Below are 20,340 nucleotides of genomic sequence, written 5' to 3' on the forward strand. Positions count from 1 at the left end.
AATAAACGGTTCAAGAGAGCCCCCCGGTCAGACGATGGCGATGGGATGGGCATGAGCCGGATGGCGAATGACCTCCATCGGGATGCCATAGATGGCGTGCAGGGTCTCGCTGGTCATGATCCCCTCCGGTTCGCCGTGGGTGAGCAGGCGGCCGGAGTGAAGCGCCACCAGCCGATCACAGAAGCGGGATGCCATATTGATGTCGTGAATGACGATGATGACCCCGAGGTTAAGCTGACGGCTGAGCTGCCTGACCAAGGTCAGCACCTCCACCTGATGGGCCACATCCAGCGCGGCCAGCGGCTCGTCCAGCAGGATGAAGCGGCTCTCCTGCGCTAGCAGCATCGCCAGCCAGACCCGGCCCCGCTCGCCACCGGAGAGGGTATCCACCAGCCGATCGGCAAAGCGTTCGGTATGGGTAAGAGCGATGGCCCGATCGACCTGACGGTGATCCTCCGCCCCCATCCGGCCCAGCAGGCCACGCCAGGGGTAGCGGCCCATCTCCACCAGCTCCCGCCCGAGCAGATTCTCGGCGCTCGGCAGATGCTGGGGCAGATAGGCCACTTGACGGGCGAACTCCCGGTTGCCCCAGTCGGGCAGGGGCTTGCCATCGAACAGGATTTCGCCATCGCTGAGCGGTTGCTGGCGAGCCAGCAGCTTGAGCAGGGTCGATTTGCCCGAACCATTGTGGCCGATGAGGCCATAGACCTGTCCCTGCTCGAAACGCAGGTCAGTGGGGTGCAGCAGCGTGCGGTCATTGACCGTGAAGCTGGCTGATTTCATCTCGAACATAAGCCATTCCTGTGCTGGCTTGCCGCCAGTCTCATCGATGCCGACATCAAGCCGGCACCTCGCAATCCAGGTGGGCGATCGCATCGCGGCTCACTGCGGCACGGCGCGCGCCGGTCAGTTCAGTGAGCTGGCCCTGACGCATCTCCAGCAGGCGATCGGCCAGCGGGAAGTAGTGATCGTCGTGGCTGATGGCGATCACCGTCTTGCCCATCTCCTTGAGGCGCGGCAACAGCAGCTGATAGAAGATGCGGCGGAACTGGGGATCCTGATCCGCGGCCCACTCGTCAAACAGCATCACCTCGCGCTGCTCGGCCAGCGCCAGCAACAGAGCGACCCGCTTGCGCTGTCCCTGGGAGAGATCAATATCGGCGATAAAGTTGTCCTCTATGGCGAGCTTGCTGCCCATCTGCAACCGCTCCAGCCACTCGGCCACCAGCTCATCCTTGGGTTCCGGCCCCAGCAGGTGCTGGAACAGGTGATAGTCGGTGAAGATGGCGGAGAAGAGCGCCAGATAGGCGTTGCGATCGGTGACGGGTTCACCATCCAGCAGGATCCGGCCCGATACCGGCTGGTAAAGGCCGGTCAGCAGCATGGCCAGCGTCGACTTGCCGGATCCATTGCCACCGATGATGAAGATCTGCTCACCTTTTTCGATGACCAGATCGATGGGACCGACGGCAAAGCCGCCCTCCCCCTGATAGTGAAAGCTCACCTGCTCCAGCTCGATTCGCTGCCAGGGGCGGATGGTGGGTGGCAGCGGGAAGTCAGCATCCGGCTCGGCCAGATTGAGGGCGGCGATCTTGTCGAACGCCACCTGGGCGGCAAGCAGAGTCGGCAGGGCGCCAATCCCCTGCAATAGCGGAGTGCGCAGGAACAGCAAGGTCAGCGCAAAGGTAGCCGCCACATTGGTATTGGCCCAGCCCAGCCCGTTGGCCAGAAAGAAGACCAGACCGATGGCCCCCAGCATCATGATATTCGACCAGTTCACCGCGCTCAGGTGATAGGTGTCGGCGCGGATGATCTGCTGGCGGTAGTCACGGGCATTCTGCTCATAGAGCTGGTGATAGACGAAGTGAGCCCGCTCGCGGTTGAGTGCCAGCTCCTTGCTGCCGGCGATGATGGCCTGATAGTTCTGATAGAGCCGATCTTCGGCCTGACGCATATGAGAGAGATGGCGATAAACACGGTTCACCAGCAGCCAGCCCACCACCATGGTGACGGTGACCCAGAGCGCGGTTACCCCGAGCAACGCAGGAGAGAGCCAGCCAAGATAGAGGGCAGAGCCCAGCGTGAGCACCAGCCCCTGCACCAGCTCCGGCAGGCGCACGAAGGCGATGGTGATCTGGCCGATATCGCTGGAGAGGGAGGCCAGCAGCGGCCCCTGACCAATCTGGCGGATGCGGGCGACATCGGTATCCAGCAGTTGCTTGAGCAGACGGCCGCGCAACCGGTAGACAAAATGGTGACCGAGGGTGGTCAGGGCCAGCTGAGATCCGAGTGTGATCACAAGCAGCAGCACTATCAGGCCGACCAGCTGGCCGAGGATCGGCAGCGGATCACCTATAGATTCGATAAGAGACTGATTGATAAAGGCAATGACGCCAATCCCGCTGACGGCACTGAGCAGACTGAGCAGGGTAATGGCGATAAAGGGCCAACGATATTGGCGATAAACCAGAGACAATAGTTCCATAACGGGCCGGTATTCCAGAGAGATCAGGACAACTGCGGGTGAAAAGAAGGGCGGGAACCCGGTTCCCGCCCGACTTCGATTACCAGCGGTAGTTGATGCTGCCCACTACGCTGCGCGGCTCGCCGTAGTAGCAGTAGTAGTCACAACTGGCCACGTAGGTTTCACCCAACAGGTTGTTGACGTTGAGCTGGGCACGCCAGTTCTTGGCAAAGTCATACCCGATCATCGCATCCCAGACGGTATGGGCCGGCACCTCGGCAGAGCCGTAGATGGGGGTGTAGTCCGCATTCACGGCGCCGATGCCGACGCTGGAACCGATATAACGCACGCCGGTACCCAGCTCCAGACCGGAGGCCACCCCTTGCTGCACCTTGTAGTTGCCCCAGAAGGAGGCGATGTGGCGCGGGATCAGACTGGCACGGCGATCGCCACTGCCGGTGTCATTGGTTTTGGCATCGGTGTAGGTATAAGCCGCGGTCAGACGCAGCGCATCGGTCGCCTGCACGCTCCCTTCCAGCTCAATCCCCTGAGAAGTCACTTCACCCGCCTGGGTCTGCTGGCCGGAACCGGTAGAGACCAGCGAGTTGGTCTGGGCCAGATCGAACAGCGCCAGATTGATGTAACCATCGAGGAAGGCTGGCGCATACTTCACGCCGGTCTCGTAGAGCTTGCCCTGGAGCGGCTTGTAGGAACTCTTGGTGTTGGGATCGATCCCCGGCAACACCTCGAACGACTCGGCATAGGCAAAGTAGGGAGAGAGACCGTTGTCGGCCAGATACATCAGGCTGCCCGAGAGGGAGAGCTCGTGATCGTACTGGCGCTGGTCCTTGCTGGTATTGGTGTTGTGGGTCTCCACATAGTCAAAACGACCACCGGCAGTCAGCAACCAGCGATCGTCCCAGCGGATCTGGTGCTGGGCATAGAGGCCGCTCTGGCCCTTGGTGCTCTTCTGGTGAGTGGCGGTCGACTCGTCAAAACCGGGGAAGCCGCTGTAATCCGGGTTCATGGTATTGATAGAGCCCATGCCGTAGTTGTCGGCCTCGACACCTTCATTGACATGGCGCTGCAGATCCACCCCCAGCAACAGGGTCTGCTCGGTGCTGTCGGTGTTCCAGTAGCCCACCATCTGGTTATCCATGGTGGCACTCTTGGTATTGCCATCCCGGTAGACCAGACCGCGGTAGGCGGTCGTGCCTTCATAGGTCGGGAAGATATAAGTCTGGCGCAGCAGCAGATCGTTGTAGTTGAAGCGGACGTTCTGCTTGAACTCCCAGCTCTGGTTGAGCTGGTGGGCCAGCTCGTAACCGGTGGAGATCTGGGTATTGCGGTTGCGATCGTAATCCGGCTGGCTCAGGTTGGTGGAGGGATCGATCTGGCCGCCCGAAGTGTTCAACGTGCCATAGACCGGGAAGAAGCCGTTGGTCGGGACTCCTTCGTCGTGCAGGAAACTGGCCAGCAGGGTCAGGCTGGTACGATCCGAAAGATCGAAGGTGACGCTCGGCGCCAGATAGACCCGATCGTTATAGGTGCCGGTGAGCACCCCATCACGCTCTTTATAGAGAGCAACCATCCGGTAGCGGCTGCTGTCGGAGAGCGAGTCAGAGACATCCACCCCGACCTGATGATGATCCCGGCTGCCAAGCTGCAGATCCACCTGCCCTTGCGGCGTGGCGGTCGGTCGTTTGCTAATGGCATTGATCACCCCGCCCGGAGGTGCCTCACCGTAAAGGATCGAGGCTGGCCCCTTCAGCACTTCCACACTCTCCAGACCGAACGGTTCCGGCGTCCAGACGTAATAGCCGGTGCCAAACAACCGGTTGCCATCCAGATAAGAGGCTGCATCGAAGCCACGCACCTTGAACCAGTCGGTGTTGTTGTCGGAACCATAGAGGCCGGTCAATACGCCGGAACGGTAGCGAATCGCTTCATCCAGCTGCAACACGGCGTGCTGATCCAGCTCCTCGCGATTAACCACGGAGACGGCGCGAGGGGTCTCGGCCATCGGCACTTCCACCTTCATGGCCGTACCGGTCACCACCATGGTTTCGCTGGCTTTGGGCAGCTCAGCAGTGGTTTGTTCGGCCATCAGCGGCAGGGAGACGAGCAAACCGGAGAGTGAAAGCACGCCGAAGGCGCCCTTCTTGCCGGGTCCTGTAGTGTATTTTTGCGCAATCATATTAAAGTCTCGTTTATCAATGAGTTATGTTGTTTTAATTGTTATTTTTGGTCGTTTTTAACGACATCACCCTGTTCCATGGGCGAATAAAGCAGCGCAATCCTACTACAGGAGCCGTGATCGAATCGATTCAATAATTGCTAATCATTTGCATCTGCATTGTTATCTAACTGCGTTATTGGCAGGATTTTACGGGGGATGGGAGTCATCAGGAGAACCATTCGCGGAGAAGAAAATGAAGAGGAGTATAAAGAAACAGAAAAAAGATCGGCGGGATGGATCCAACGGCATTATCTGACTGGATCCATTATCCCCAAGCTTTATCCATATTTATCCACACCCTTTGGCGGTAGAATCCGGCTTTCCGTTTCTTTGTCTGAAATCAGGATCCATTCCATGGCCAAACTCAATCTCGTCGTCGGCTCCATGCTGGGCGCCGCCGAATATGTCGCAGACCACGTCGCCAACCTGCTGGAACAGGCTGGCCACCAGACCCGGATCCACAACCCGGCCAAGCTGGCAGAGGTGCTGGATGATGCGGGATCCATCCTGCTGGTGGTCACCTCGACCCACGGTGCCGGTGATGTGCCCGACAACCTGCAACCCTTCGCCAAGGATCTTGCCGAGCAGCATCCGGATCTTAATTCATTGAAATATGGCGTGATCGCCCTTGGCGACAGCAGTTATGACACCTTTTGCCAGGGCGGCAAGACGCTGGATCGACTGTTGACCGAGTGCGGTGCCAGCCGGATCGGCGAGCGGCTCGACATCGATGTGACCCAACACGAGATCCCCGAAGATGCCGCAGAAGTGTGGATCCGCGACTGGATGACGATGATCGCCTGATCAGCGTGCGGGAGATCCTGAAAAAAAGCTTGATCTCCCCACTTATCCCCAGATCGACTATCCACCATGTTATTAACAGATTGATCCGGGGGAGTTGTTCTACAAGGTTACCCACAACGCCCAGGGGTAATGTGCATAACTACGGTGTAAAGCTCTGCAAAACCTATAGTTATCCATGTATTAGATCCAGACCGGCAGACCTCTGTGTATAAAAGCCCTGGTTATCCCCTCGTTCACCGGGCCAGGATCCAAGCTTTTCCACAAGCTAGGATCGTCCTTAAATTAATGATCTTTATGATCAAAAAGGGCTTATCAACAGAAAGGGCGGATCCTAATAAGAGATCCAGTAAAAGATCGATCTAAAGATCCTTAAGATCTAATTAGTGGATCCTCCCTTCATACTGAACGTTAAGTAGACGTTCCCCTCAGGACGCGAAACAGATAGAATGTTCCGCCCTTTAGCCCAGGCAAATAAAGATCTTCAGGCGTGCAGATCAAGGTGATCCCAATGCAATACCATGAACAATTTGATGTGATCGTCGTCGGTGGCGGTCATGCCGGAACCGAAGCAGCAACTGCGGCAGCCCGTATGGGCATGAACACCCTGTTGCTGACCCACAATATCGATACGCTGGGACACATGTCCTGTAATCCGGCGATCGGCGGGATCGGCAAGGGACACCTGGTCAGGGAAGTTGACGCACTCGGCGGGATCATGGCGCGTGCCATCGATCTTGGCGGGATCCAGTTCCGCACCCTCAACTCCTCCAAGGGCCCGGCGGTGCGAGCCACTCGTGCCCAGGCGGATCGCCTGCTCTACAAGGCCGTCGTTCGCCAGATGCTGGAGAACTACCCGAACCTGAAGATCTTCCAGCAGGCCTGTGACGATCTGATCATGGACGGGGATCGTGTTGCCGGTGTGGTCACCCAGAGCGGGATCCGCATCAGCGGCAAGACTGTGGTGCTGACGGTCGGTACCTTCCTGAACGGGTTGATCCACATCGGGATGGAAAACTACAAAGGCGGCCGCGCCGGGGATCCTCCCTCGATCGCCCTGGCCCAACGCCTGCGTGAACTGCCGCTGCGCATCGATCGTCTCAAGACCGGTACGCCGCCGCGCATCGATGCCCGCAGCGTCGATTTCTCTGTGATGCAGGCCCAGCATGGCGATGATCCGCGTCCGGTCTTCTCGTTTATCGGCGATGCCAGCCAGCATCCGCGTCAGGTGCCCTGCTACGTCACCCATACCAACGAGCGTACCCACGAGGTGATCCGCAATAACCTGGATCGCAGCCCCATGTACGCCGGGGTGATCGAGGGGATCGGCCCGCGCTACTGCCCGTCGATCGAAGACAAGATCACTCGTTTCGCCGACAAGACGGCGCACCAGATCTTCGTCGAGCCGGAAGGCCTGACCACCCACGAACTCTATCCGAACGGGATCTCCACCAGCCTGCCGTTTGACGTGCAGGTGCAGATCGTCCGTTCCGTGCGTGGCTTCGAGAACGCCCACATCACCCGCCCCGGCTATGCCATCGAATATGATTTCTTCGATCCGCGGGATCTCAAGGCCAACATGGAGAGCAAGTGCATTCCAAACCTGTTCTTCGCTGGCCAGATCAATGGCACGACCGGTTACGAAGAGGCGGCGGCACAAGGCCTGATGGCCGGTCTGAACGCCGCCCTGCGTGCTCAGGACAAGGATCCCTGGAACCCGCGTCGGGATCAGGCCTACATGGGCGTGATGATGGACGATCTCTCCACCCTGGGGACTCGCGAGCCTTACCGCATGTTCACCAGCCGCGCCGAATACCGCCTGCTGCTGCGGGAAGACAATGCCGATATCCGTCTGACCGCCATCGGTCGCGAACTGGGTCTGGTGGATGACGAGCGCTGGAGCAAATTCAACGCCAAGATGGAACAGGTCGAGCTGGAGCGTCAGCGCATGCGTTCAACCTGGATCCACCCGCAACACCCGTCACTGGAAGCGGTCAACGCCCTGGTCAACACCCCGCTGACCCGCGAACAGAGTCTGGAAGAGCTGCTGCGTCGCCCCGAGGTGACCTACGATGCGCTGATGGCCATCGAAGGGGTTGGCCCTTCCGTGACCGATCCTGCCGCGGCCGAACAGGTTGAGATCCAGATCAAGTACGCCGGTTACATCGAGCGTCAGCACGATGAAGTGGAAAAGCAGCTGCGCAACGAAAACACCCTGCTGCCGCTGGATCTGGACTATCGCGAGGTGAACGGCCTCTCCAACGAGGTGAAAGCCAAGCTGAACGATGCCAAGCCGCAGACCATTGGTCAGGCTTCCCGTATCTCCGGCATCACCCCGGCGGCCATCTCCATCCTGCTGGTTCACCTGAAAAAACACGGCCTGCTGCGTAAAACCGCCTGAGGAATCCCATGCTGGAAAGATTGAACGGCCTGCTCAAGCAGGCCGAAATTGTTATCACCGATACCCAAAAGAGCCAACTGGTGCAGTTGGTCGAGTTGCTGCACAAGTGGAACAAGGCTTACAATCTCACCTCGGTGCGAGATCCGGACGCCATGCTGGTCAAGCATATCCTCGATAGCCTGGTGGTAAGCCCCCACTTGCACGGTGAGCGCTTCATCGATGTGGGGACCGGTCCCGGCCTGCCGGGATTGCCGCTGGCGATCATCAATCCGGACAAGCAGTTCGTCCTGCTCGACAGTCTGGGCAAGCGGATCAACTTTATCCGTCAGGTGATCCAGGAGCTGGGTCTGACCAATGTGACGCCGGTCAAATCCCGGGTTGAAGAGTATCAACCCGAGGTGGGGTTTGATGGTGTACTGAGTCGGGCATTCGCCTCGCTGGAGGACATGCTGAGCTGGTGTCACCACCTGCCGTCAGAACAGGGCTGCTTCCTGGCGCTCAAGGGACAATATCCCGAGCAGGAGCTGGCCCAGTTGCCTGCCAATATCCGTCTGGTAGCCTGTCATGAGTTGCGGGTGCCGGAGCTGGAAGGCGAACGTCATCTGCTGGAATTCAAACATATCCAGCCCGAATAGGGTCGCAGTTTCATTTAGGGGATCGTGTGGGAAAAGTCATCGCCATAGCCAACCAGAAGGGTGGAGTGGGTAAAACTACCACCTGTGTGAATCTGGCCGCCTCCCTGGCTGCCACTCGGCGCAAGGTGCTGGTGATCGATCTGGATCCGCAGGGCAATGCCACCATGGGCAGCGGTGTCGACAAGTATGACGTCGAGCGCACCGCCTATGAGCTGCTGATCGAGGATGCCCCCATCAGCGAAGTGATCATCCCCGAAACTTCCGGGGGTTATCACCTGATCGCCGCCAACGCCGACGTGACCGCGGCCGAAATCCGTCTGATGGAGTTTTTCGCCCGCGAAATCCGCCTGCGCAATGCGCTGGCCTCGGTGCGGGACAAATACGACTACGTCTTCATCGACTGCCCGCCTTCTCTCAACATGCTGACCGTGAACGCCATGGCTGCCGCCGACTCCGTGCTGGTGCCCATGCAGTGCGAATATTACGCGCTGGAGGGGCTGACCGCCCTGGTCGACACCATCAGCAAGCTGGCCGCCGTGGTCAATCCGGAGCTCAAGATCGAAGGGGTGCTGCGCACCATGTTCGATCACCGCAACCGGCTGGCCAATGATGTGTCCGATCAGCTAAAACAGCACTTCGGCGACAAAGTCTACCGCACCATCATTCCCCGCAACGTTAGACTGGCGGAGGCCCCGAGTTTCGGTGCCCCGGCCATGCACTATGACAAATCATCGGTGGGCGCCAAGGCCTACCTGGCACTGGCTGGCGAAATGCTGCGCCGCCAGGAGCAGGAGCGTCAGGCGACCATCGCAGACCGAGAGAGCATATGACTCCGAAAAAACGTGGACTGGGCAAGGGGCTGGATGCCCTGCTCAGTACCAGCACGGCTGCCCGCCAGAAACAGGTGATGAGCGATCAACGTACCGAAGAGGCCATGGCCCCTACCAATCAGGGCGAGCTGCGCAAGCTGCCGGTGGAGTGGTTGCAGTCCGGCAAGTACCAGCCCCGCAAGGATATGTCCCAGGATGCACTGGAAGAGCTTGCCAACTCCATCCGCGCTCAGGGGGTGATCCAGCCCATCGTGGTACGCCCTCTCGGCGAGCAATCCTTCGAAATCATCGCCGGTGAACGGCGCTGGCGCGCCTCCCAGCTGGCCCGTCTCGAGGTGGTGCCCTGCATCGTCAAGGATGTGCCCGACGAGGCCGCCGTCGCCATCGCGCTGATTGAAAATATTCAGCGGGAAGACCTCAATGCCATCGAAGAGGCGGTCGCTTTACAAAGACTGCTGACCGAATTCGAACTCACCCACCAGCAGGTGGCCGAGGCGGTGGGCAAGTCCCGCACCACGGTGACCAACCTGCTGCGCCTCAACCAGCTCAACGACGACGTGAAGCGTTTCGTCGAGCATGGCGACCTCGACATGGGTCATGCCCGTGCCCTGCTGGCCCTGAGCGGCCAGGCCCAGTCCGAACTGGCCAAGCTGGTTGCCCAGAAGGGGCTGACCGTGCGCGATACCGAGAAGCTGGTGCAAAAAGCGCTCGAACCGGCAAAAGCCAGGGTCGAACCTGCCCGTGATCCGCAGATCGGTTACCTGGAGCGCCAACTGGCAGAAAAAATTGGCAATCAGGTGCAACTTCAGCCTGGCAAGCGGGATAGCGGGAAGTTAGTAATAAGTTACGAGAATTTGTCTGATTTGGACCGTATATTGGGCTATTTTGGCGTGTCGGAATCGTGATTTTTACGCTTTTTGTAGTAATAAAACATCCATTCCTTTTGATATGGCCATAACCTTGATTTGCCGCTGAAAGCCGCAAAAATTAAGGATTTTTGTCATATTGCAATAGCTGCCCTCAAGGGTATAATTTGACCGGCTTTAAGAGCTGTTAACATGGGGTCTTCGGATCCCGATTTTTTACAGTTCTGTAATGTTCAGGGGTAGGTTGGTGAAGCAGAAATTAGCCTTGGAAGGTTTGACACTGGCCTTGGTTATGCTCGTTTGTCAGCTCATCCTGATCCTGGCGATGAGTGCCGTCTGGTTTTACCTGACTGGTGCCAGCGCCGGTTATTCCGCCCTTTACGGAGGGGGGATGTACTGGGTTCCTCAAGCCTTGTTTACTGTCTGGGTGCTGCGCCGCAAGGTGACAACCGAGAGTGTGGGCCTGGTTTTGCGGGACTTTTATGGTGGGGCTGGGATTAAGCTCATGTCGACGGCAGGTCTGTTTGCCCTGTTGTTTGGTGCGGGAGTCGAGGTCGTTACCGTCTCGTTTTTCGCCACTTATATCCTCGCCCTCGTTGTACAGTGGATGGTTTCATTCACGCTTAACAACCACTATTAGGAAAACTCATGTCTGCAACCGGAGAAGTCCTGACTCCTCAGGGATATATCTCCCACCACCTGACCCACCTTCAAGTCGGGTCCGGGTTCTGGACGGTCAATATCGACTCAATGATATTTTCCGTCGTGCTAGGCGCCCTGTTTATCCTGTTGTTCCGCAAAGTAGCCGTTAACGCTACCAGCGGTGTGCCGGGTAAGCTGCAGTGCTTTGTGGAGATGCTGGTCGAGTTTGTGAATGGTAACGTCAAAGACATCTTTCACGGTCGCAACAAGGTCATCGCACCTTTGGGGTTGACCGTGTTTGTGTGGATCTTCCTGATGAACTTCATGGATCTGATCCCCGTTGACTTTATCCCTCACGCTGCACAATTGATGGGTATTCCCTATCTGCGTGTGGTTCCCTCTGCTGACGTTAACATCACCATGTCCATGGCTTTGGGCGTGTTCTTCTTGATCCTGTACTACAGCATCAAGGTCAAGGGTATCGGCGGGTTTGTGAAGGAGCTGACGCTTCAGCCTTTCAACCACCCGGCGGCCATCCCGGTTAACCTCATCCTGGAAACTGTTACGCTGATTTCCAAACCTGTTTCTCTGGGTCTTCGACTGTTCGGCAACATGTATGCTGGCGAACTGATCTTTATCCTGATTGCGGGTTTGTTACCCTGGTGGTCACAGTGGATCCTGTCCGTGCCTTGGGCAATTTTCCACATCCTGATCATCACTTTGCAGGCATTCATTTTCATGGTTCTGACCATCGTCTATCTGTCGATGGCGCAGGAAGACCATAATTAATGCAACTCAAATAATCCTTTTTATACAATCAATTACATCTAAATAACTGGAGATCCTCATGGAAAACTTGAACATGGACCTGCTGTACATCGCTGCTGCAATGATGATGGGTCTGGCTGCTATCGGCGCTTCCATCGGTATCGGTATCCTGGGTGGCAAGTTCCTGGAAGGTGCTGCTCGTCAACCGGATCTGATCCCTGTTCTGCGTACCCAGTTCTTCATCGTAATGGGTCTGGTGGATGCGATCCCGATGATCGCCGTTGGTCTGGGTCTGTATGTGATGTTTGCGGTTGCTGGCTAAGTCGTTACGACTCTCCAGGCATAACCCATTAACTAACTTAAGAGGACATCGGCTGTGAATATCAATGCCACCCTCCTCGGCCAAGCAATTGCTTTTTTCTTCTTCGTAGTGTTTTGCATGAAGTACGTATGGCCGCCGCTGATTGCTGCCATCGAAGCCCGTCAGAAAGCTATTGCTGACGGTCTCTCTTCTGCCGAACGTGCCAAGAAAGATCTGGATTTGGCCAAGGCCAACGCCACCGATCAGCTGAAAGAAGCCAAGCTGCAGGCTGCTGAAATCATTGAACAGGCTAACAAACGTAAAGCCCAGATCATTGATGAAGCTGCCGCTGGTGCCCAATCCGAGCGGGAAAAAATCCTGGCTCAGGGCCGTGCCGAGATCGAAGCTGAACGTCATCGTGCCAAAGAAGAACTGCGTAAGCAGGTTGCTGCTCTTGCCATTGCTGGTGCAGAGAAGATCCTGGCGCGTCAAATCGACCAGGCTGCCAACAGCGACATCGTCGACAAACTGGTAGCAGAACTGTAACGGGAACGGGGCTATGTCTGAACTGACTACAATCGCTCGCCCCTACGCCAAGGCTGCTTTCGAGTTTGCCGTTGAGCACAAGGCGGTTGACCAGTGGCTGGGTATGCTCGGTTTCGCTGCGCAAGTAGCGGAAAACGAGACCATGCACAACCTGGTAAACGGCTCTGTGGCTGCCGAAGAGCTGGCAAATCTATTTGTCGGTATCTGTGGTGAGCAACTCGACGAGCATGGCCAGAACCTGATCCGGGTGATGGCCGAGAATGGTCGCTTGGGTGTGCTGCCGGCGGTCGTTGCTGAATTTGTAGCGTTCAAAGCTGAACTGGATAAAGAGGTTCAGGCTGACGTGATTTCGGCGATCGAACTGACCGACCAGCAGAAAGCCAATATTCAGGCTTCTCTGGAACAACGTCTCGCGCGCAAAGTGAAGCTGAATTGCAGCATCGATGCGTCCTTGATGGCCGGGGTGCTCATCAAGGCCGGTGATCTGGTAATCGACGGCACAGTCCGCGGTAAGCTGGATCGCATGGCTGACGCGCTGCAATCTTGATTGGGGTATTAGAGCATGCAACTGAATTCCACTGAAATCGCCGAGCTGATCAAGCAGCGCATTGCGCAGTTTGATGTAAAAAGCGAAGCGCGTAACGAAGGTACTATCGTCTCTGTGAGCGACGGTATCATTCGTATTCACGGCCTGGCCGATGCCATGCAGGGTGAGATGATCGAGCTGCCGGGCAACCGCTACGCTCTGGCATTGAACCTGGAGCGTGACTCCGTCGGTGCAGTGATTATGGGTTCCTATGACGGTCTGTCAGAAGGAATGAAAGTAAAAGGTACTGGCCGTATTCTGGAAGTGCCGGTAGGTCGTGGTCTGTTGGGCCGGGTGCTGAACACCCTGGGTCAGCCGATCGACGGTAAAGGTCCGATCGACAACGACGGCTTCTCGCCGATCGAAGTGATCGCACCGGGCGTTATCGAGCGTAAGTCTGTTGACCAGCCGGTCCAGACCGGTCTGAAAGCCATCGATGCCATGATCCCTATCGGTCGTGGCCAGCGTGAGCTGATCATCGGTGACCGTCAGGTTGGTAAGACCGCCATCGCGATCGACACCATCATCAACCAGAAAGATTCCGGCATTAAGTGTGTTTACGTTGCGATTGGCCAGAAGGCCTCCACCATCGCCAACGTGGTGCGCAAGCTGGAAGAGCACGGTGCCTTGGCCAACACCATCGTGGTCGTCGCCTCTGCCTCCGAAGCGGCTGCCCTGCAGTACCTGGCTCCGTATGCCGGTTGCTCCATGGGTGAGTACTTCCGTGACCGCGGTGAAGACGCGCTGATCATCTATGATGACCTGTCCAAACAGGCCGTAGCTTATCGTCAGATCTCCCTGCTGCTGCGCCGTCCGCCAGGACGTGAAGCTTACCCGGGTGACGTTTTCTATCTGCACTCCCGTCTGCTGGAGCGTGCTGCTCGCGTTAACGCCGAGTACGTAGAGAAGTTCACCAATGGTGCCGTAAAAGGCCAGACCGGTTCTCTGACCGCGCTGCCAATCATCGAAACCCAGGCGGGTGACGTTTCTGCGTTCGTTCCGACCAACGTGATCTCCATCACCGATGGTCAGATCTTCCTGACTTCACAGCTGTTCAACTCCGGTATTCGTCCGGCGGTTGACCCGGGTATCTCCGTATCCCGTGTAGGTGGTGCTGCCCAGACCAAGATCGTCAAGAAGCTGTCCGGTGGTATCCGTACCGCACTGGCCCAGTATCGCGAACTGGCGGCATTCGCCCAGTTCTCTTCCGATCTGGACGATGCGACTCGCAAGCAGCTGGATCACGGTGTGAAAGTGACCGAGCTGATGAAGCAGAAGCAGTACTCTCCGCTGAGCGTGGCTCACCAGTCTCTGGTGCTGTTCGCCGCCGAGAAAGGCTATCTCTCCGATGTCGAGCTGAACAAGATCGTCGACTTCGAAGCCGCTCTGCTCTCTTACGCCAATACCCAGCATGCCGAGCTGATGGCTGAAATCAATGCCAAGGCCGACTACAACGACGCGATCGTTGGCAAGCTGACTGCGTTGCTGGATGACTTCAAGGCAACCCAGACCTGGTAAGCGTGTGTGGCAGCGCGAGCTGCCACCTGATGGAGAGTAAGAGATGGCCGGCGCAAAAGAGATACGTAACAAGATCGGGAGTGTGAAAAACACTCAGAAGATCACCGGCGCTATGGAAATGGTGGCAGCAAGCAAAATGCGCCGTGCGCAGGAACGCATGTCTGCCAGCCGTCCGTACGCTGAAACCATGCGCAAGGTGATCGGCCATATCGCTCAGGGGAACTTGGAATACAAGCACCCCTACCTCATCGAACGTGAGGTCAAGCGAGTGGGTTACATCGTCGTCTCCACCGACCGTGGCCTGTGTGGCGGTTTGAACATCAACCTGTTCAAGGCTGCCCTCAATGATATGAAGCAATGGAGCGCGAAAGGTGCCAAGGTTGACCTGGCACTGATCGGTAACAAGGCCTCCAACTTCTTTGAACGGCACGGCGCCAAGGTGAAAGCTCACGTCGCAGGACTGGGCGATAACCCGAGCGTCAATGACCTGATTGGTTCAGTCAAGGTCATGCTGAAGGCTTACGACAACGGTGAGATTGACAAGCTGTATCTGGTGTACAACAAGTTCGTCAACACCATGGTGCAGCAACCACGGGTCGATCAACTGCTGCCTTTGCCCGTAACTGAAGACAGCAAGCTCGCCAAGAAACACCACTGGGATTACCTCTATGAGCCGGATCCCAAGCAACTGCTGGATACCCTGCTGATTCGCTATGTCGAGTCCCAGGTGTACCAGGGGGTAGTGGAAAACTTGGCAAGTGAACAGGCAGCCCGAATGGTTGCCATGCAAGCCGCGACTGACAACGCCGGTAACCTGATTAACGATCTGCAACTGGTATACAACAAGGCCCGTCAGGCCAGTATTACCCAGGAGCTGACAGAGATCGTATCCGGTGCTGCTGCGGTGTAAGGCAAGGGTTATCAAAGGTTTAGAGGATTTGACATGAGTAACGGTTTCATCGTCCAAATCATCGGCGCTGTGGTGGACATCGAGTTCCCGCAGGATGCCGTGCCCCAGGTGTACGATGCACTGAAGGTCGTTAGCGAAGGTCAAGGCCAGGGTCTGGTGCTGGAAGTTCAGCAACAGATCGGTGGCGGCGTCGTTCGTTGCATCACCATGGGCTCCTCCGACGGTCTGCGTCGTGGGTTGGAAGTAGTGAATAGCGGTAAATCCATCCAGGTTCCGGTCGGTACTGCGACTCTGGGTCGGATCATGAACGTACTGGGCGAGCCAATCGACGAAAAAGGTCCGATCGGTGAAGAAGAGTGCTGGTCTATCCACCGCGCTGCCCCCAGCTACGAAGATCAGTCCAACAGCAACGATCTGCTGGAGACCGGCATCAAGGTTATCGACCTGGTATGCCCGTTCGCCAAGGGTGGTAAGGTTGGTCTGTTCGGTGGTGCCGGTGTAGGCAAAACCGTAAACATGATGGAGCTGATCCGTAACATCGCGATCGAACACAGTGGTTACTCTGTGTTCGCCGGTGTAGGTGAGCGTACCCGTGAGGGTAACGACTTCTACCACGAGATGATGGAGTCCAACGTACTGGACAAAGTATCTCTGGTTTACGGTCAGATGAACGAGCCGCCCGGAAACCGTCTGCGCGTAGCGCTGACCGGCCTGACCATGGCCGAGAAGTTCCGTGACGAAGGTCGTGACGTGCTGTTCTTCGTGGACAACATCTACCGTTACACCCTGGCCGGTACTGAAGTATCCGCACTGCTGGGCCGTATGCCTTCCGCAGTAGGTTACCAGCCGACTCTGGCCGAGGAGATGGGTGTTCTGCAAGAACGTATCACCTCCACCAAGACTGGTTCCATCACCTCCGTACAGGCCGTTTACGTGCCTGCGGATGACTTGACTGACCCGTCTCCGGCGACCACCTTCGCCCACCTGGATGCGACTGTCGTACTGTCCCGTCAAATCGCGGCACTGGGTATCTACCCGGCCGTTGACCCGCTGGACTCTACCTCTCGTCAGCTGGATCCGCTGGTGGTTGGCAAAGAGCACTACGAGACCGCTCGTGGCGTTCAGACCGTACTGCAGCGCTACAAAGAGCTGAAGGACATCATCGCCATCCTGGGTATGGATGAACTGTCAGAAGAAGACAAACTGACCGTAGCCCGTGCCCGTAAGATCGAGCGTTTCCTGTCCCAGCCGTTCTTCGTAGCAGAAGTGTTTACCGGTTCTCCGGGTAAATACGTGCCGCTGAAAGAGACCATTCGTGGTTTCCAGGGCATCCTGAAAGGCGAGTATGACGATCTGCCCGAGCAGGCGTTCTACATGGTTGGCGGTATCGACGAAGTCGTCGAGAAATCCAAGAAACTGTAAGCCTCGACAGGAGGGCCCATGGCAGAGATGATCTCCTTTCACCTGGATGTGGTGAGCGCCGAAGGAAAACTGTTTTCCGGTCGCGTGCAAACTGCTCAGGTATCAGGCTCCGAAGGTGAGTTGGGTCTCCGCCACGGTCATGCTCCGTTGCTGACTGCCATCAAGCCGGGCCTGGTCCGCTTGGTGAAGCAGAACGGAACTGAAGAGGTGCTGTACATCTCCGGCGGCATGCTGGAAGTACAACCTGAATCCGTGACCGTGCTGGCGGACACCGCGATTCGTGCTGACGACTTGGATGAGGCGAAAGCCCAGGAAGCCAAGCGGGCAGCCGAAGAGCGGATCCACAGCTCCCATGGTGATATCGACTACGCCCAGGCCGCTACCGAGCTGGCCAAGGCGATGGCTCAACTGCGAGTCATCGATATCGTCAAAAAGAATTACCGCTAATAACGGTGATGTAAAAAGCGACCTTCGGGTCGCTTTTTTTTTACCCGTTCGATAGACTCCGCCGAGTATTTCCACACAAGTTCAAGGTCGAAGTCATGTCTCTCAACGTCGTGATCCTGGCGGCGGGTAAAGGTACCCGCATGCGTTCCGTTCTGCCCAAGGTACTGCACCCAGTAGCCAACAAACCCATGGTTTCCCATGTGATCGATACCGCCCGTCAGGTCGGTGCCGAGCAGCTGCATCTGGTCTATGGCCACGGTGCCGAGCTGCTGAAAGAGCGGATCGTCGCCGCCGATGTGAACTGGGTGCTGCAGGCGCAGCAGCTGGGGACCGGTCATGCGGTCGCCCAGGCCATCCCGTTCTGGCAGGATGAAGACGACGTGCTGGTGCTGTACGGCGATACCCCGCTGATCCAGCCAGAGACCCTGCAACGACTGCTGGCTGCCAAGGCAAGCGATGGCATGGCACTGCTGACCGTGGTGCTGGACAACCCCACCGGCTATGGCCGCATCGTCCGTGAAAATGGTCAGGTGGTCGGTATCGTCGAGCAGAAAGATGCCAACGCCGAGCAGCTGACCATTCGTGAAGTGAACACCGGCGTGCTGGTGGCCAACGGCGGTCAGCTGCGCAGCTGGCTGTCGCGTCTGGACAACAAGAATGCCCAAGGCGAGTTCTATCTGACCGACGTGATCGCCATGGCGCACGGCGATGGCTGCCCGATCGCGGCGGTCCATCCGGAGCGTGCCGCCGAGGTGGAAGGGGCCAACAACCGGGTCCAGCTGGCTGCCCTTGAGCGCAGCTACCAGCAGATGCAGGCCGAGAAGCTGATGATCGCCGGTGCTACCCTGATCGACCCGGCCCGCTTCGATCTGCGCGGAACCCTCGAGATCGGTGAAGAGGTGGTGATCGACGTCAACGTCATCATCGAAGGCAAGGTAACCCTCGGCAACCACGTCCGTATTGGTGCCGGTGCCGTGCTGAAGGATTGCGTCATTGGCGATCACACCGAAGTGAAGCCCTACTCCATCGTTGAAGGGGCTCAGGTGGCGGATCAGTGTTCGGTCGGCCCGTTTGCCCGTCTGCGCCCGGGCGCGGTGCTGGAGCAGGATGCCCACGTCGGCAACTTCGTCGAGATGAAGAAGGCCCGTCTGGGGGTTGGCTCCAAGTGTGGTCACCTCACCTATCTGGGAGATGCCGAGGTGGGTGCCAAGGTGAATATCGGTGCCGGTACCATCACCTGCAACTACGACGGCGTGAACAAGTTCCAGACCATCATCGAGGATGATGTGTTTGTCGGTTCCGATACCCAGCTGGTGGCGCCGGTGCGTATCGGCAAGGGCGCGACTCTGGGGGCGGGTTCCACCATCACCAAGGATGTGGCCGAGAACGAGCTGGTGATCACCCGGGTGCCCCAGCGTCACATCAAGAACTGGGCTCGCCCGGTCAAGAAGAAGTGATGCCCGATCAATAAAATAGAACCGGCGCCTGATGGCGCCGGTTTTTTTTGGACTTATCACTGATGGTTGGCGTCACCGGTCGATGACTGGGGAGCCGCCCATGTGGTGGTGGGGGCGCTGTAGTCCATCACCTGATACCAGTCCAGCTTGCGGGTCAGCAGCATGATCAGCGCCAGGGTGGCGAACAGCAGCAGGGCGCCGAGCAGCAGGGCGATCTCTTCGGCCTGCAACAGGCTGTAGAGGATGGCATAGACCAGCCCGAGCAGTGCCGCGAAGCCGATCCCCTGTTTCGGGCCGCCCAGCACATGGCTGAGGTAGAAGCCGTTGAGCAGCACGCTGGCCAGCGCGGCCACCAGATAAGCCCAGCCAAAACCGAGGTGTTCGGTCAGCGCCAGCAGAACCAGATAGAAGATGGCCAGCCCCATGCCCACCAGCGCGTACTGGATCGGGTGGACCCGCAGCCCCTTGAGCAGCTCGAACATGAAGAAGCTGATAAAGGTGAGGCCGATAAACAGCAGGGCATATTTGGCCGCCCGCTCGTTGAGCTGATAGTGATCCACCGGCTGCACCAGACTGACGCTGAAGCTGGAGAGATTGCTATCGCCCCCGTTCATCATCCGGTTGAAGCGGGTCTCCATGTCGCTGGCAAACCAGCTGGTTTGCCAGTTGGCCTCAAACCCTTGCGGGCTCAGGGTGCGACTGCCCGGCAGAAAGTCGCCGATAAAGTTGGGATGGGGCCAGTTGCCCGCCAGCAGCAGGGTGCTCTCCTTGCCCAGCGGCACTATGTCGAGGGCATTCATCCCCTGCAGATTCAGCTCCAGATGAAAGGTGCCATCCTGCTGCGGCAGGCTGTCGAGCGGGGCATGGATACCCGCCAGCGCGTCACCGAGGCGGGCGCCGGGGGCAAACGGGATCCGCTGGGTGCCGAGTTGCAGTTCGGGGACGCTGTTGATACCGCGGGCATCGGAGAGCACCAGACTCAGGTAGGGTTTGCCCGCCACCAGCTCGGCCGCTTCATCAAGCGGTGGGGTCGCGTTATCCAGCAGATTCTGTCGGGTAGGCAAGCGGCCGGAGAGGGTGAGCCGGGTCTGATAGACCTGCGCCTGATAGATGCCCAGCTTGCGCGGGGTGACCTCCATGTTGGCCTTGATATCCAGCTGCTCCGGCAGCAGGTAGCGGTAGACCTGCTCTTGACGGACGAAGCGCTTGCCCTCCTGTTCGACCGTCATCGAGCGGGTATAAGGCTGCACCAGGATGGGTCCCATCAGTCGCTGCGGGCCGCTGCTGCTGGCCATGATGCTGTGAATGGCCTGACTGCGGTAAGCCTGACGCTCCCGGTTCAGCTCCATGATGGATTGCACCGGTACCATCAACAGCAAGCTGAGCAACAGCAGCAGAAAGATCTTGTGGGTGAATATCTGTTTGACCATGACACGTCTCCTTGTTGGATGGAGCGAGTCTGTCAGTCCGGCGTGAAGTGGTGATGGGCTTGTGTGAAGTTGCGGTG

The 20,340-nt window shown here is 57.7% G+C and carries 19 protein-coding genes; 15 read left to right on the forward strand and 4 right to left on the reverse strand.

Going from position 1 to position 20,340, the window contains the following annotated elements; translation table 11 throughout:
* Positions 1 to 27: 27 nt before the first annotated feature.
* The 3 genes from I6G90_RS15895 to I6G90_RS15905 form a co-directional block, all read right to left on the reverse strand.
* Positions 28 to 792, reverse strand: coding sequence for an ATP-binding cassette domain-containing protein (locus I6G90_RS15895; protein ID WP_144716040.1), 765 nt, complete (start codon positions 790 to 792; stop codon positions 28 to 30).
* Positions 793 to 838: 46 nt separating this feature from the next.
* Positions 839 to 2,485 carry a multidrug ABC transporter permease/ATP-binding protein gene (locus tag I6G90_RS15900; protein WP_197928278.1) on the reverse strand — a complete coding sequence of 549 codons (1,647 nt, stop codon included), beginning with the start codon at positions 2,483 to 2,485 and terminating at the stop codon, positions 839 to 841.
* Positions 2,486 to 2,564: 79 nt separating this feature from the next.
* Positions 2,565 to 4,661 carry a TonB-dependent siderophore receptor gene (locus I6G90_RS15905; protein ID WP_197928280.1) on the reverse strand — a complete coding sequence of 699 codons (2,097 nt, stop codon included), beginning with the start codon at positions 4,659 to 4,661 and terminating at the stop codon, positions 2,565 to 2,567.
* 396 nt (positions 4,662 to 5,057) lie between these two features.
* Between I6G90_RS15905 and mioC the strand changes: the two genes are divergently transcribed.
* From mioC to glmU, 15 genes are all read left to right on the forward strand, one after another.
* Positions 5,058 to 5,507, forward strand: a complete 450-nt coding sequence (gene mioC / locus I6G90_RS15910) for an FMN-binding protein MioC (RefSeq protein ID WP_162626935.1) — start codon at positions 5,058 to 5,060, stop codon at positions 5,505 to 5,507.
* A 508-nt stretch (positions 5,508 to 6,015) separates the two neighbouring features.
* Complete coding sequence (mnmG, locus tag I6G90_RS15915) at positions 6,016 to 7,905, forward strand: tRNA uridine-5-carboxymethylaminomethyl(34) synthesis enzyme MnmG (protein WP_042063321.1); 1,890 nt, start codon at positions 6,016 to 6,018, stop codon at positions 7,903 to 7,905.
* A gap of 8 nt (positions 7,906 to 7,913) precedes the next feature.
* Positions 7,914 to 8,540 (forward strand): 16S rRNA (guanine(527)-N(7))-methyltransferase RsmG, encoded by a 627-nt coding sequence (rsmG, locus tag I6G90_RS15920; RefSeq protein WP_005339331.1) that lies wholly within the window; start codon positions 7,914 to 7,916, stop codon positions 8,538 to 8,540.
* A gap of 26 nt (positions 8,541 to 8,566) precedes the next feature.
* Positions 8,567 to 9,370, forward strand: a complete 804-nt coding sequence (locus I6G90_RS15925) for a ParA family protein (protein WP_042063279.1) — start codon at positions 8,567 to 8,569, stop codon at positions 9,368 to 9,370.
* Positions 9,367 to 10,275 (forward strand): ParB/RepB/Spo0J family partition protein, encoded by a 909-nt coding sequence (locus I6G90_RS15930; RefSeq protein ID WP_005342343.1) that lies wholly within the window; start codon positions 9,367 to 9,369, stop codon positions 10,273 to 10,275. Before I6G90_RS15925 ends, I6G90_RS15930 begins: the two co-directional genes overlap by 4 nt.
* Before the next feature lie 190 nt (positions 10,276 to 10,465).
* Positions 10,466 to 10,876: an ATP synthase subunit I gene (locus I6G90_RS15935; RefSeq protein WP_197928282.1), complete on the forward strand. Its 411-nt coding sequence runs from the start codon at positions 10,466 to 10,468 to the stop codon at positions 10,874 to 10,876.
* A gap of 8 nt (positions 10,877 to 10,884) precedes the next feature.
* Positions 10,885 to 11,667, forward strand: a complete 783-nt coding sequence (gene atpB, locus I6G90_RS15940; RefSeq protein ID WP_042063276.1) for a F0F1 ATP synthase subunit A — start codon at positions 10,885 to 10,887, stop codon at positions 11,665 to 11,667.
* 58 nt (positions 11,668 to 11,725) lie between these two features.
* On the forward strand, positions 11,726 to 11,968 hold the full coding sequence (gene atpE, locus I6G90_RS15945) for a F0F1 ATP synthase subunit C (protein ID WP_005307205.1): 243 nt from the start codon (positions 11,726 to 11,728) through the stop codon (positions 11,966 to 11,968).
* A gap of 54 nt (positions 11,969 to 12,022) precedes the next feature.
* Entirely contained in the window at positions 12,023 to 12,493 is a 471-nt protein-coding gene (atpF, locus tag I6G90_RS15950) for a F0F1 ATP synthase subunit B (protein ID WP_005339336.1), read from the forward strand.
* A gap of 13 nt (positions 12,494 to 12,506) precedes the next feature.
* A complete protein-coding gene (gene atpH / locus I6G90_RS15955) occupies positions 12,507 to 13,040 on the forward strand; it encodes a F0F1 ATP synthase subunit delta (RefSeq protein ID WP_005342351.1) in 534 nt (177 codons plus the stop codon).
* A 15-nt stretch (positions 13,041 to 13,055) separates the two neighbouring features.
* A complete protein-coding gene (gene atpA / locus I6G90_RS15960) occupies positions 13,056 to 14,597 on the forward strand; it encodes a F0F1 ATP synthase subunit alpha (protein WP_033138551.1) in 1,542 nt (513 codons plus the stop codon).
* Between the two features lie 43 nt (positions 14,598 to 14,640).
* The gene (gene atpG, locus I6G90_RS15965; protein ID WP_042656889.1) at positions 14,641 to 15,507 is read left to right on the forward strand and encodes a F0F1 ATP synthase subunit gamma; all 867 of its coding nucleotides are present in this window, start codon (positions 14,641 to 14,643) and stop codon (positions 15,505 to 15,507) included.
* 33 nt (positions 15,508 to 15,540) lie between these two features.
* Complete coding sequence (gene atpD / locus I6G90_RS15970; RefSeq protein WP_005342353.1) at positions 15,541 to 16,929, forward strand: F0F1 ATP synthase subunit beta; 1,389 nt, start codon at positions 15,541 to 15,543, stop codon at positions 16,927 to 16,929.
* Between the two features lie 18 nt (positions 16,930 to 16,947).
* Positions 16,948 to 17,376, forward strand: a complete 429-nt coding sequence (locus I6G90_RS15975) for a F0F1 ATP synthase subunit epsilon (RefSeq protein WP_005342354.1) — start codon at positions 16,948 to 16,950, stop codon at positions 17,374 to 17,376.
* A 95-nt stretch (positions 17,377 to 17,471) separates the two neighbouring features.
* A complete protein-coding gene (glmU, locus tag I6G90_RS15980) occupies positions 17,472 to 18,833 on the forward strand; it encodes a bifunctional UDP-N-acetylglucosamine diphosphorylase/glucosamine-1-phosphate N-acetyltransferase GlmU (protein WP_058052640.1) in 1,362 nt (453 codons plus the stop codon).
* 56 nt (positions 18,834 to 18,889) lie between these two features.
* Here the strand turns inward: glmU and creD are convergent, their stop codons facing one another.
* Positions 18,890 to 20,263: a cell envelope integrity protein CreD gene (gene creD, locus I6G90_RS15985; protein ID WP_197928284.1), complete on the reverse strand. Its 1,374-nt coding sequence runs from the start codon at positions 20,261 to 20,263 to the stop codon at positions 18,890 to 18,892.
* Positions 20,264 to 20,340: the final 77 nt, after the last annotated feature.

This window comes from Aeromonas allosaccharophila, assembly GCF_016026615.1.
Lineage (GTDB): Bacteria > Pseudomonadota > Gammaproteobacteria > Enterobacterales > Aeromonadaceae > Aeromonas > Aeromonas allosaccharophila.